This is a genomic window from Bacillus sp. FSL L8-0167, from assembly GCF_038630295.1.
In the GTDB taxonomy this organism is placed as follows: Bacteria; Bacillota; Bacilli; order Bacillales; family Bacillaceae; genus Bacillus; species Bacillus safensis.
Genome location: NZ_CP152027.1, coordinates 3,047,993 through 3,061,619, shown reverse-complemented (window position 1 = coordinate 3,061,619; position 13,627 = coordinate 3,047,993). Strand labels below are relative to the sequence as shown.

At 43.3% G+C, this 13,627-nt stretch carries 13 protein-coding genes; all 13 read left to right on the top strand.

The genetic code is table 11. The features are described 5' to 3' along the window. The first annotated feature begins 120 nt into the window (after nt 1-120). The 13 genes from MHB66_RS15925 to MHB66_RS15865 all read left to right on the top strand — a co-directional run bounded on the left by MHB66_RS15925 (nt 121) and on the right by MHB66_RS15865 (nt 13,621). The gene (locus tag MHB66_RS15925; RefSeq protein ID WP_046313163.1) at nt 121-1,314 is read left to right on the top strand and encodes an ornithine--oxo-acid transaminase; all 1,194 of its coding nucleotides are present in this window, start codon (nt 121-123) and stop codon (nt 1,312-1,314) included. Between the two features lie 139 nt (nt 1,315-1,453). Beyond that, on the top strand, nt 1,454-2,827 hold the full coding sequence (locus tag MHB66_RS15920) for an amino acid permease (protein WP_046313496.1): 1,374 nt from the start codon (nt 1,454-1,456) through the stop codon (nt 2,825-2,827). A 309-nt stretch (nt 2,828-3,136) separates the two neighbouring features. Beyond that, nucleotides 3,137-4,174 (top strand): sugar-binding transcriptional regulator, encoded by a 1,038-nt coding sequence (locus MHB66_RS15915; RefSeq protein WP_034280955.1) that lies wholly within the window; start codon nt 3,137-3,139, stop codon nt 4,172-4,174. Nucleotides 4,175-4,205: 31 nt separating this feature from the next. Then, a complete protein-coding gene (gene gap, locus MHB66_RS15910) occupies nt 4,206-5,213 on the top strand; it encodes a type I glyceraldehyde-3-phosphate dehydrogenase (protein ID WP_007500174.1) in 1,008 nt (335 codons plus the stop codon). Between the two features lie 213 nt (nt 5,214-5,426). Beyond that, nucleotides 5,427-6,611 (top strand): phosphoglycerate kinase, encoded by a 1,185-nt coding sequence (locus MHB66_RS15905; protein WP_024426073.1) that lies wholly within the window; start codon nt 5,427-5,429, stop codon nt 6,609-6,611. Nucleotides 6,612-6,641: 30 nt separating this feature from the next. Next, complete coding sequence (gene tpiA, locus MHB66_RS15900; protein ID WP_017359213.1) at nt 6,642-7,403, top strand: triose-phosphate isomerase; 762 nt, start codon at nt 6,642-6,644, stop codon at nt 7,401-7,403. Next, nucleotides 7,396-8,931 carry a 2,3-bisphosphoglycerate-independent phosphoglycerate mutase gene (gene gpmI / locus MHB66_RS15895; RefSeq protein WP_034280952.1) on the top strand — a complete coding sequence of 512 codons (1,536 nt, stop codon included), beginning with the start codon at nt 7,396-7,398 and terminating at the stop codon, nt 8,929-8,931. The genes tpiA and gpmI overlap by 8 nt, the downstream gene beginning before the upstream one ends. Before the next feature lie 31 nt (nt 8,932-8,962). Further along, nucleotides 8,963-10,255 carry a phosphopyruvate hydratase gene (gene eno, locus MHB66_RS15890; protein WP_003212752.1) on the top strand — a complete coding sequence of 431 codons (1,293 nt, stop codon included), beginning with the start codon at nt 8,963-8,965 and terminating at the stop codon, nt 10,253-10,255. A 258-nt stretch (nt 10,256-10,513) separates the two neighbouring features. Continuing rightward, entirely contained in the window at nt 10,514-10,783 is a 270-nt protein-coding gene (locus tag MHB66_RS15885) for a hypothetical protein (protein WP_024423498.1), read from the top strand. A gap of 58 nt (nt 10,784-10,841) precedes the next feature. Further along, on the top strand, nt 10,842-11,609 hold the full coding sequence (locus MHB66_RS15880) for an ABC transporter ATP-binding protein (protein ID WP_041115638.1): 768 nt from the start codon (nt 10,842-10,844) through the stop codon (nt 11,607-11,609). Then, nucleotides 11,581-12,978 carry a hypothetical protein gene (locus MHB66_RS15875; protein WP_046313167.1) on the top strand — a complete coding sequence of 466 codons (1,398 nt, stop codon included), beginning with the start codon at nt 11,581-11,583 and terminating at the stop codon, nt 12,976-12,978. The genes MHB66_RS15880 and MHB66_RS15875 overlap by 29 nt, the downstream gene beginning before the upstream one ends. Beyond that, complete coding sequence (locus MHB66_RS15870) at nt 12,975-13,343, top strand: metalloprotease family protein (protein WP_046313169.1); 369 nt, start codon at nt 12,975-12,977, stop codon at nt 13,341-13,343. Before MHB66_RS15875 ends, MHB66_RS15870 begins: the two co-directional genes overlap by 4 nt. Continuing rightward, complete coding sequence (locus MHB66_RS15865) at nt 13,340-13,621, top strand: hypothetical protein (RefSeq protein WP_024426069.1); 282 nt, start codon at nt 13,340-13,342, stop codon at nt 13,619-13,621. Before MHB66_RS15870 ends, MHB66_RS15865 begins: the two co-directional genes overlap by 4 nt. The last annotated feature ends 6 nt before the right edge of the window (nt 13,622-13,627 follow it).

The window sequence follows — 13,627 nt, the reverse complement described above, 5'->3', positions numbered from 1 at the left end:
AAAAAACCAGATCAATCACCGCCATAATGCAGGCAGAAAGTTGGCACGATCCTTGCATATCATATGTGTGTAGATGAACCTAATGAAAAAGAGGCTAGCTTATAGAAGGAGGAATAGACGATGAAACAGACAAATGAATTGATTCAACAAACCGAACAATACGGTGCGGCAAACTATCATCCACTGCCAATTGTGATTTCAGAGGCTGAAGGGGTTTGGGTGACAGACCCTGAAGGCAATCGATATATGGATATGCTGAGTGCATATTCCGCAGTGAACCAAGGGCATCGCCATCCCCGCATTATTGAGGCGCTCAAAAAACAGGCAGACCGGGTAACACTGACCTCAAGAGCTTTTCACAATGATCAGCTTGGTCCTTGGTATGAGAAAATTTGTCAACTGACGAATAAAGAGATGGCACTCCCGATGAATACTGGAGCTGAGGCTGTAGAAACAGCTGTCAAAGCAGCAAGACGCTGGGGCTATGACGTCAAGGGAATCGAAGACAATCGCGCAGAAATCATTGCGTGCGTCGGTAACTTCCATGGCAGAACGATGACGGCTGTTTCCCTTTCTTCTGAAGCAGAATATCAAAGAGGTTTCGGTCCAATGCTTCCAGGCATTAAACTGATTCCTTACGGAGATATTGAAGCGTTACGTGAAGCCATCACACCACAAACAGCGGCTTTTCTGATCGAACCTATTCAAGGAGAAGCGGGAATTGTCATGCCGCCAGAAGGCTTCTTGAAGGAAGCGAAGGCGCTTTGTGAAAAGGAACATGTGCTGTTCATTGCGGATGAAATTCAGGTCGGATTAGCGCGAACAGGAAAGATGTTTGCATGTGACTGGGAAGACATTGAGCCAGATATGCTGATTCTTGGGAAAGCTTTAGGCGGCGGTGTATTCCCAATCTCGTGTGTGGTCGCAAACCGCGATATATTAGGTGTGTTTAACCCTGGATCTCACGGCTCTACCTTCGGTGGAAATCCTCTTGCGTGTGCGGTATCGCTGGCTGCACTGGATGTCTTAATCGACGAAAACCTTGCAGCGCGTTCTATGGAGCTTGGCGAATACTTAAAAGACAAACTCACGCGCATTCAAAGTCCTGTCATCAAGGAAGTGCGCGGCCGCGGATTATTTATCGGCATGGAGCTGACAGAGGCAGCGAGACCATATTGTGAAAAGCTGAAACAAGCAGGACTGTTATGTAAGGAAACCCATGAGACCGTCATCCGCTTTGCACCGCCTCTCACGATTTCTAAAGAAGATTTAGACTGGGCGATTGGTCATATTGAAGCATTATTTCAAGCATAAATGTCAAAGGGGGAGAAACCTTCACTTTCTCCCTTTCCCTTTCAACGAACAGCGAATTTTGTCAAAGGATGATGAATAGAAGAGTGAAAGTGGGGAAAATGATTTGAAGCAAGAGCAGCATAATGAACTAGAACGTTCCATGAAAAGCAGGCATCTCTTTATGATTGCCTTAGGCGGCGTCATTGGTACTGGTCTTTTCCTTGGGTCAGGACTCATTATCCATCAGGCTGGACCCGGGGGAGCCATTCTATCCTTTATCATTGGCGGATTGTTAATGTATTTGGTGATGCTCTGTCTTGGAGAATTAGCAGTGGCGATGCCGACAGCGGGTTCCTTTCAGGAGTATGCAACCAAATATATAGGTCCGTCCACAGGCTTTATGATCGGCTGGCTTTATTGGTTTAGCTGGGCATGTACAATAGGACTGGAGTTTACGTCAGCAGGCATTTTGCTCCAAAGGTGGTTCCCAGATATCCCTGTTTGGCTTTGGTGTCTTGCATTTAGTGTGATTTTATTTGCCGTGAATGCCATCTCAGCTCGCAGCTTTGCTGAAACCGAGTTTTGGTTTTCGGCCATTAAGGTCGCTGCCATCCTATTATTTATTATCATTGGAATTGGCGCAATTTTCGGAATGATTGATCTAAAAGATGGAGAACCAGCCCCTCTATTTCGTCATTTGACGGATCATGGCGGACTATTTCCTAACGGCGTTTTTGCTATTTTATTAACCATGGTCACGGTCAATTTCTCCTTTCAAGGAACAGAACTTGTAGGGATTGCCGCAGGAGAGAGTGAAAACCCTGAAAAAACATTGCCTCGTTCTATACGAAATATTATTTGGAGAACGATGGTCTTTTTCGTTTTATCCATTGCGGTTCTGGCCGCACTTCTTCCATGGCAGACAGCAGGCACCGTCGACAGCCCGTTTGTCGTCGTGCTGGACAAGGTCGGTATACCGTATGCTGCAGATATCATGAATTTTATCATCATCACAGCGGTCTTATCTGTAGCAAACTCTGGATTATATGCATCATCACGTATGCTTTGGGCACTGTCGAAAGACGGGAAAGGACCTGACTTTACGAAAAAGCTGTCCAAGCGTAAAATTCCGATCAATGCACTATTGGTCACAATGGGCGTATCTGCACTATCTCTGCTGACAAGTGTTGTGGCACCAAAAACGGTGTATGTGTGGCTCATTTCTATTTCTGGTATGGTTCTTGTTGTGGTGTGGATGTCTATTTGCTTGTCCCAGTATTTCTTTAGAAAACAATTCATAAAGGCGGGCGGAGATGTAAAGGATCTCGTCTTCCGAACACCGCTCTATCCATTTGTCCCATTAGCAGGCTTTATCGCATTTGGCATTGTCCTCATCAGCTTGTTTTTTATCGAGGATCAGCGGATCGGTCTTTATTGCGGAATTCCGTTCATGGCTGCCTGTTACATCATTTATTATCTCAAAATCAAACCGAAAGAAGAGGCAAAACAGTTTGGAACCATCACAAAAACATAAGCAAATCCTGAAAAAAATGTGCATGCTGATCTCACCAGCATGCACATTTTGCATCGTGAATACATTCTATATAAAAGAAAATAAATATTTTGAAAAGAAATATCATAGCAAGAACCTTGATGACAAGCAGGTTATCGGTGAAAATGTGTCTATTTTTTGTCTAAATGTGTTTGTAAGAGTTGAAAATGCAAGATTATCCTGTTAAAATAATTAAAGAAAGCAGGGATTGATTTTTTTTGGCTGTGGCGGGACGTTTTTTGTCACAGTGGGACGTTTTTGGTCCAACGTGAAAAGAAAGGGTCGTTAGCCATGAATCATTTATTGGAAGCTCAAAAAAAATTATTGCCAGATCTTCTCATTGTTATGCAAAAACGCTACGACATTTTGCAGTACATCAGATTAGCTGAACCAATTGGCCGCAGAAGCCTTGCGACGAGTCTTGGTCTCAGCGAGCGCATCTTACGTGCTGAAGTTCAGTTTTTAAAAGAACAAAATCTGCTGGATGTCAAAACGAGCGGCATGATGCTGACGAGTGAGGGTCACGCTTTGCTTGAAATGCTTGAAGGAATGATGAAGGACGTTTTAGGTTTAACCTTTTTGGAAAATACATTAAAGAGAAAGTTAGGCCTGGAAGAAGTCATGATCGTTTCTGGTGACAGTGACGAATCCCCGTGGGTGAAGCAAGAAATGGGAAGAGCTGCTGTCCAATGCATGAAAAAAAGGTTTACTGGAAATAATATCGTCGCCGTCACTGGCGGAACGACGATGGAAGCCGTTGCCGAAATGATGACCCCTGATGCCAAAAACCGCGATATGATGTTTGTCCCTGCGAGAGGCGGTCTTGGGGAGAATGTAAAAAATCAGGCAAACACCATTTGTGCCCACATGGCTGAAAAAGCTTCCGGTACTTACAAACTGCTGTTTGTTCCAGGGCAGCTGTCAGAAGGTGCTTACTCTTCCATTATTGAAGAGCCGTCCGTCAAAGAAGTGCTTCAAACGATTAAATCGTCCACGATGCTTATTCATGGTATTGGTGAAGCAAAAACAATGGCGATGAGACGAAATACACCAGCTGAAGATTTAAAAAAGATTGATGAGCATGACGCAGTGACAGAGGCCTTTGGCTATTACTTTAATCGTGATGGTGAGGTCGTACACAAAGTGCACTCCGTCGGTATGCAGCTAGATGATCTAGAAAGCATTCCACACATCATTGCTGTTGCAGGTGGATCATCAAAGGCGGGGGCGATTGAAGCTTATTTCAAAAAACCGCGCCGAACGGTTCTCGTCACAGACGAAGGAGCCGCAAAAGAGTTATTAAGGGAGTCAATTGATCCCTCAATATAAAACATTGTGACCTATAAAAGGAGGAAACATCATGGCAGTAAAAGTCGGTATTAACGGATTTGGACGTATTGGACGTAACGTATTTCGTGCAGCATTAAATAATCCTGAAGTTGAGGTAGTAGCGGTTAACGATCTAACAGATGCTAACATGCTTGCACACCTTTTACAATATGACTCTGTTCACGGAAAACTAGATGCAGAGGTTTCTGTAGACGGTACAAACTTAGTAGTGAACGGTAAAACAATCGAAGTATCAGCTGAGCGTGACCCTGCGAAATTAAGCTGGGGTAAACAAGGCGTAGAAATCGTTGTTGAATCTACTGGATTCTTCACAAAACGTGCAGACGCTGCGAAACACTTAGAAGCTGGCGCTAAAAAAGTCATCATCTCTGCTCCTGCTAACGAAGAAGATATCACAATCGTTATGGGTGTAAACGAAGACAAATACGATGCAGCTAGCCACGATGTCATCTCTAATGCATCTTGTACGACAAACTGCTTAGCTCCATTTGCAAAAGTACTTAACGATAAATTTGGTATCAAACGCGGTATGATGACAACTGTTCACTCATACACAAATGACCAGCAAATTCTTGATCTTCCGCACAAAGACTACCGTCGTGCTCGTGCAGCTGCGGAAAACATCATCCCAACTTCTACAGGTGCTGCGAAAGCTGTTTCACTTGTATTGCCTGAACTTAAAGGTAAATTAAACGGTGGCGCTATGCGTGTTCCAACACCTAACGTTTCTTTAGTTGACCTTGTGGCTGAATTAAACCAAGATGTAACAGCTGAAGACGTAAATGCAGCACTTAAAGAAGCAGCTGAAGGAGAACTTAAAGGAATCCTTGGCTACAGCGAAGAGCCATTAGTATCTGGTGACTACAATGGTAATGCAAACTCTTCAACAATCGATGCTCTTTCTACAATGGTAATGGAAGGCAGCATGGTGAAAGTGATTTCTTGGTACGATAACGAGAGCGGATATTCTCACCGCGTTGTTGACCTTGCAGCTTACATTGCAAAACAAGGTCTTTAATTTCTCACACTGAAGGAACTCACTTGGTTCTTTCCTAGAGACACGATATAATGAAGACGGACAAGGGAAGGGGAAGCATCCCTTTCCCTTTTTCTCTGTTTTTATCCGTTCTGCACGATTTCTCGTTTTGATGAGGGCAAAATGGGAAAAGGATAAAGAGAGTCTTGTCCAATGCGTAAGGAAACCAGAATAAAGGAGGATCTCCTGACGAGCATGAATAAGAAATCAGTAAAAGACATTGACGTAAAAGGTAAAGTTGTGTTCTGCCGCGTAGATTTTAACGTTCCGATGAAGGACGGAGAAGTGACGGATGATACTCGTATCCGCGCAGCATTACCAACAATTGAGTATTTAACAGGACAAGGCGCAAAGGTACTGCTAGCTAGTCATTTGGGTCGTCCGAAGGGTCAAGTTACTGAAGAACTGCGTCTGACACCTGTGGCAAAACGTCTGCAAGAGCTTCTTGGAAAAGAAGTGAAAAAAGCAGATGAAGCTTACGGCGACAACGTGAAAAAGCAAATTTCTGACTTAAAAGAAGGAGATGTGCTAGTGCTTGAAAACGTTCGTTTCTATCCTGGTGAAGAAAAGAACGATCCTGAATTATCAAAAGCATTTGCTGATTTAGCCGATGTGTATGTCAATGATGCGTTCGGTGCTGCACACCGTGCACATGCATCGACAGCTGGTATTGCAGCTTATCTTCCGGCTGTTTCAGGCTTCCTCATGCAAAAAGAGCTTGAGGTTTTAGGAAAAGCCATTTCAAACCCTGATCGCCCATTTACAGCGATTATCGGCGGCGCAAAAGTAAAGGATAAAATCGGTGTGATTGAAAGTCTTCTTGATAAAGTGGACAACCTCATCATCGGCGGCGGACTTGCTTACACATTTGTGAAAGCATTAGGCCACGAAGTAGGGAAATCTCTATTAGAAGAAGACAAAGTAGATTTAGCGAAATCCTTTATGGACCGTGCAAAGGAAAAAGGCGTGAACTTCCTGATTCCAACAGATGTTCTGGTAGCCGACGACTTTTCAAATGATGCGAATACAAGCATTGTGCCAATCTCTGAAATTCCAAGTGATCTAGAAGCACTTGATATTGGAACAGAGACAAGAGAAAAGTATGCTGACGTTATTAAAAACAGCAAACTTGTTGTCTGGAACGGACCAATGGGTGTATTTGAAATCGATGCATTCGCTAAAGGAACAAAAGCTATCGCAGAAGCACTGGCAGAAGCAAAAGATACATATTCTGTCATTGGCGGTGGAGATTCAGCAGCAGCTGTTGAGAAATTTGGTCTTGCCGATCAGATGAGCCATATTTCTACAGGCGGCGGCGCTTCACTTGAATTTATGGAAGGCAAAGAACTTCCTGGTGTTACTGCATTAAACGATAAATAAGACCAAAACTGCTATAAGGAAGTGTCAATCATGAGAAAACCAATTATAGCTGGGAACTGGAAAATGAACAAAACACTTGGCGAAGCAGTCAGCTTCGTTGAAGAAGTCAAGTCATCTATTCCATCTCCTGACAAAGTGGAATCCATTGTCTGTGCGCCAGCTCTTTTCCTTGAAAAGTTAAACAGCCTTTCAAACGGAACAGACCTTAAAATTGGTGCACAAAACATGCACTTTGAAGAAAATGGTGCATTCACTGGTGAAATCAGCCCTGCTGCTCTAAAAGATTTAGGCATCGGCTATTCAGTGATTGGGCATTCAGAGCGCCGTGAATTCTTTGCTGAAACAGATGAAACAGTGAACAAAAAAGCACATGCTGCATTCAAGCATGGCATCGTTCCAATCATTTGTGTAGGTGAAACGCTTGAAGAGCGTGAAGCTGGCAAAACAAATGAACTTGTCGCTGATCAAGTGAAGAAAGCACTAGCTGGTTTAACGAAGCAGCAAGTCGCTGAATCTGTGATTGCATATGAGCCAATCTGGGCGATCGGTACAGGAAAATCTTCTACAGCGAAAGATGCAAACGACGTTTGCGCACACATCCGCCAAACCGTTGCAAGCGAATTTGGTCAAGAAGCGGCAGACAGCCTTCGCATTCAATATGGCGGAAGCGTGAAGCCGGCAAATATTAAAGAATATATGGCAGAATCCGATATTGACGGTGCTTTGGTAGGCGGCGCAAGCTTAGAACCTCAGTCTTTCGTTCAATTATTGGAGGAAGGTCAATATGAGTAAGAAACCAGCTGCATTAATCATCTTAGACGGGTTCGGTTTAAGAGGCGAAACAGTCGGTAACGCTGTCGCACAAGCAAAAAAACCGAACTTTGACCGCTACTGGAATGAATTTCCGCATCAAACCTTAACGGCTTCAGGTGAGGCAGTAGGCCTCCCAGAAGGTCAAATGGGAAACTCTGAAGTTGGGCATTTGAACATCGGTGCAGGACGTATTGTGTATCAAAGCTTAACAAGGGTGAATGTTGCCATCCGTGAAGGGGAATTTGAGAAAAACGAAACGTTCCTAGATGCAATGACTTATGCAAAAGAGAATGACAAGGCGCTTCATTTATTTGGACTCTTGTCAGACGGCGGTGTGCACAGTCACATCCAGCATCTTTTTGCCCTGCTGAAGCTGGCGAAAAAAGAAGGCTTAACAAAGGTATACATTCATGGCTTCTTGGACGGACGTGATGTTGGTCAGAAGACAGCCAAAGTGTACTTGAAACAGCTGGAAGATCAAATCAAAGAAATCGGTGTCGGTGAAGTGGCAACACTTTCTGGACGCTATTACTCAATGGACCGTGACAAACGCTGGGATCGTGTGGAGAAAGCGTACCGCGCGATGGCATATGGTGAAGGCCCAAGTTATCAAAACATTTATGATGTCGTTGATGACTCCTATGAAAATGGAATCTACGATGAATTCGTTATTCCATCTGTCATTACGAGAGAAAATGGTGAGCCGGTTGCCAAAGTAAACGACGGTGACTCTGTGATTTTCTATAACTTCCGTCCAGACCGTGCCATCCAAATCTCGAACACTTTCACAAATGCAGATTTCCGCTCGTTTGACCGCGGAGAAGCTCATCCGAAGAATTTACACTTCGTCTGCTTCACACACTTCAGTGAAACGGTTGATGGTTATGTTGCCTTCAAACCAGTGAATTTGGATAACACAGTAGGAGAAGTGCTTTCTCAAAACGGATTGAAACAGCTGCGGATTGCTGAAACAGAGAAATATCCTCACGTGACGTTCTTTATGAGTGGTGGACGTGAAGAAGAATTTCCTGGTGAAGACCGCATCTTAATCAATTCACCAGATGTGGCAACCTATGACCTCAAGCCGGAAATGAGCGCTTATGAGGTAAAGGATGCACTTGTTGCAGACATCAATGCTGACAAGCATGATGCGATCATCCTGAACTTTGCTAACCCGGATATGGTTGGTCATTCAGGTATGCTTGAGCCAACAATCAAAGCTATTGAAGCAGTAGATGAGTGCTTAGGAGCTGTAGTCGACGCAATCCTGGCAAAAGGCGGACATGCCATCATCACGGCAGACCACGGTAACGCAGACGTGCTCATTACCGAAGAAGGAAAGCCGCATACTGCACATACAACGAATCCTGTACCAGTCATCGTGACGAAAAAAGGTGCGACGCTTAGAGAAGGCGGTATTTTAGCCGATCTATCTCCAACGCTTTTAGACTTACTTGGTCTTGAGAAACCAAAAGAGATGACAGGAACATCATTAATTCAGAAATAAAAAAATTGATTCAAAAGGAGAGAAATTAAACATGCCATACATTGTTGACGTATATGCACGCGAAGTATTAGACTCTCGCGGTAACCCAACAGTTGAAGTAGAAGTTTACACAGAATCTGGCGGCTTTGGCCGTGCGCTTGTTCCAAGTGGTGCTTCTACTGGTGAATATGAAGCAGTAGAACTACGTGACGGAGACAAAGACCGTTACCTTGGAAAAGGTGTTCTGACAGCTGTAAACAACGTAAACGAAATCATTGCACCAGAGCTTTTAGGCTTTGATGTAACAGAACAAGTAGCGATTGACAAAATGTTAATCGAACTTGACGGAACAGAAAACAAAGGGAAATTAGGCGCAAACGCAATCCTTGGTGTATCTATCGCTGTAGCACGTGCGGCTGCTGATTTCTTACAAATTCCACTGTATCAATACCTTGGTGGATTCAACTCCAAAACGCTTCCAGTACCGATGATGAACATCGTCAACGGCGGAGAGCATGCGGATAACAACGTAGACATTCAAGAATTCATGATCATGCCTGTAGGTGCACCGAACTTCCGTGAAGCACTTCGCATGGGCGCTCAAATCTTCCATAGCCTGAAATCTGTATTAAGCGCAAAAGGCTTAAACACAGCTGTAGGTGACGAAGGTGGATTCGCTCCAAACCTTGGTTCTAACGAAGAAGCACTTCAAACAATCGTTGAAGCGATCGAAAAAGCTGGCTTCAAACCAGGTGAAGAAGTGAAGCTTGCAATGGATGCTGCATCTTCTGAGTTCTACAACAAAGAAGACGGTAAATATCATTTATCAGGCGAAGGTGTTGTGAAAACATCTGCTGAAATGGTTGACTGGTATGAAGATATGGTATCGAAATACCCAATCATCTCTATTGAAGACGGCCTTGATGAAAACGACTGGGAAGGTCACAAACTATTAACTGAGCGCCTTGGCAGCAAGGTTCAGCTAGTAGGAGATGACTTGTTCGTTACAAATACGAAGAAGCTATCTGAAGGAATCAAAAACGGCGTTGGTAACTCAATCCTGATCAAAGTAAACCAAATCGGTACATTAACTGAAACATTTGATGCAATCGAAATGGCAAAACGCGCAGGATATACAGCTGTTATCTCTCACCGTTCTGGTGAAACTGAAGACAGCACGATTGCAGACATCGCTGTTGCAACAAACGCTGGACAAATCAAAACAGGTGCTCCGTCTCGTACGGACCGTGTGGCGAAATACAACCAATTACTTCGCATCGAAGATCAATTGGCTGAAACAGCACAATATCACGGCATTGCAACATTCTATAACTTGAATAAATAATGTCAGCTATGCGCTGCGTTCCGTTCTTTCATGAGAGCGGGACGCAGCGTTTTTTTGTGTTGAGCGAAAATCCGGTGGCTAATTCATTTGGCTTATCCTATTTCTGTAAAAAATCCTCCTTCAGTTAGAGAAGAAGCCAAAATCCCCTCCATTTATAAGTACTAAATCATGAAAAATCGACTAAAAATATGATCTGAAATGAACTTATGCTTTCTGTAAGGAGGTGGTATCATTTTACATATATTAGGGGGTGATGAGATGCTGAATCCTTTTAGCCTTCGTTTTCCAGTAGGTGTGTATATGTATGTCCTTCACCTATTGGCGGCATATGATGAAAGGAAGCAACGAATTTTAACTTCTAAGAATGTACAGAAAAACGCATTTTGGATTTATGTCCTTGCCGCTATATTAGGCATTATTTCACTTGGAGCATTGATTTGGGCATGCAAGACCTTTGGACGGGGCTCGAAATTTTTAGGAGAGTTCAAATTATTAGGCATGTACGTTAAAATCCAGTGCGGTTTTTAACAGGGATGAGAACAGATGCAAGGTCATCTGTTCTATCTGAAACAAACGGAGGGATATGATGCTGACATTACAATTAAAAGAAAAAACATATAGCCGCACCTTCTCTCTCCGTAATATTCAAATGAATGTCGAGAAAGGGCAGATGCTGCTGCTTTTGGGGCATAATGGTGCGGGAAAGACGACGATGATCCAATCCATGTTTGGGCTGACACCATTTATAGGATGCGTCACTTTACACGGTAAACAGCTGAACCTTCAATCCTCAGAACACATCTCCTTGTTGAAAAAACATGTTTCCTATATTCCTGACGAGCATTCGTTGTTCGATTATTTATCACCGAGGGAATACTTTCAATTACTTCAGCTGCCAAATGAGCAAGATGTCACACGGGAGGAGACGTTCATCGAACTGTTTGAGCTGGGTTCATATATGGATCAGCCTATCGCTCAGCTGTCTCATGGCAATCAAAAGAAAACGCAGATCATTTCCCAGCTCCTCAGGCCATGTGATTATTATGTGTTCGACGAGCCAACGAACGGACTTGATCCAGATATGATGATCATCTTAAAAAAGGTGCTCATGAAGCTGAGAAATCAAGGCGCTGGCATTCTCATTTCAACCCATCATTTGAGCTTTGGTGATACGCTTTATGACCATCTCATGATCTTAAGAAATGGGGACGTCAAGCTGGATATGTCCCGCCAAGAAACGAATCAGACATTTCCTCATCAGGCACTTGAAGAGATTTATAAAGAAGTGAATCGAGATTACTATATGCAGGTGGAGAGGTTACTCAATGATCTGGACACGACACGTTCTTCATAAAATAGAATGGGGAATGCTGACAACGAAAGGAAAGCAGCTTGCAAAAAAGTACCCTATACAGCTTCTCGCAGCCGCGGCTTTTTTCTTGCTCATGTACGCGATATACGTCGTTATCAGCCTGCGCTTTTTCATGCAGGCAGGAGAAAGTGAGCCGGCTGCTCTATACCTCCAATTGATGAAAATGACGCTTTTACTTTTAGGCGCAGCTATTTTGTTATCCCGCAATAAATTAAAGCGACAGGAATATCAATTCTACTTTTTGAATAGTGCGATACAAAGTGTGCCATTTGTCCTTTGTGTGTATTTTTTTCCGATGCTCTTTTGTTTTCTCATGGTAGGACTGCTTTTTTTACCGATTGTCTTAGGCCTTTTGATCAGCGGTGTTACGCCATCTTTGTATTGGATAACGGCTGTATGCATGACTTGCTGTGTACTGGCGCTGCTTGCACTTGCTTCTTGGATGGTGATGCGGATTGCTGTGAGCCATTTCGTATCAAAAACAAAAGAGCATTTGCTGCTGCAAACGCTAGGCTTTGCGGTGCTGAATCTATTGGTGTTTCTCCTTTTGAAAAAAGCAATGGAGATGATCCGTGTATGGCCATCAGTCTATCTCATATTTCTGGTGATCCTTCTAAGCGCTGGCTGGCTATGGCTGAAGGGGTTAGCGGCTTCTTATGTCCATCGGATGTTTTTGCAGCTGAAAACAGAGGTAAAGTCGTTTTCTTACAAGAAAATCAGAACGCAATCTTCCTTTCTGACGCACCTGCGGCAGGAATTGGTCTATTTCAGCCGGTCAGCTGTTTTTAAAGAACAGGGCATTTTGTTTTTATTTCTCGTTTGTTTGACGGCGGGGCTGCCATTTGTTTTTACACCGGTAGAAACCGGCTGGCTGTATGCCTTTATTGTGCAGTATGCATTAAAGGAAATATTGATCATGCTTCCGCTGATGATTGGCAGAGAATATCATATCAATCAAAGGGCCATCTTTATGTTAAATACATCAAAGGGTGCTTATTTATTGTCGAGAATTTTATTTTATTACGCCATTAATTTGTTGATCTATTTTGTGTTTATTGGGCTTGCATCTATGGTGATAGGCATTAAAAGTGAAGGGCATGGCCTCGCAAGTTTGTCCATTTTGTTGATCACTGCCATGGCGGCCTGTACAGGGTTTATCGTGAAGATCAGTGAGTTTAATAAACTGTTTGTCATCGTGATGATGATTGCTGTATTCAGCTTTATCGATATGCTTTTATTGAAGTGGCTTTCAACAGATGTGTATCTTCTCGCTACCGCCTATCTGCTAGGTTCACTTGCGTTTTATAGCTGTATATATGCAGTCATGTTAAAGAGGCCTGTCTTGCGATGATAGAGCTTGTGTTTAGTTTCCTAGCGGTTGTGGTGATACATGAACTCGGTCATATACTGATGGTCATGTTGTGTAACAAAATCGAAAAAAGGCCGCTCTTTGATTTTGTGGTCACGATTGATTGGAAGCATGTGGCGGTCGTCCATGAAACGTTTGGCCGGCCGAGCTTCAATATGATGGTGGCACTTGCAGGGCCGCTCTTTCCGGTGCTTTGTTCGATTGTGCTTTTTATGATATGGAAGCATTCGGTCAGTCATCAGCTGCTGTTTTTTTCTTTACTAAATACGGTGATGCTGCATCCAGCTTGTCCAGACGGGAAAAATATCACAGCCAGTTTAAAAGAGATGAAGGAGAGAAAGAGATGATCAAAGTATTTCATTCGTTTTCCAGCGGTATAACACTTGCGATGCTGTATGTATTTGCTGTGTTTATGACCCCTGTTTTTTTACTGCTGCTAGAGGTCAATCATGTTGAATCAAGCCCAACATTGTTTGGCATGCCATTTTATATCATGAAAATTGAAGAGTATCAATTCAGCTCAGAGGCGACGCTCTTTGGATGTGTGGTCTGTTTTTTAGCTGGCGCCGTCCTTTATTTCTTCATTCAATATGTGAAGCATGTGGTAAAAAAGCGCAGAACATAAAAAAAG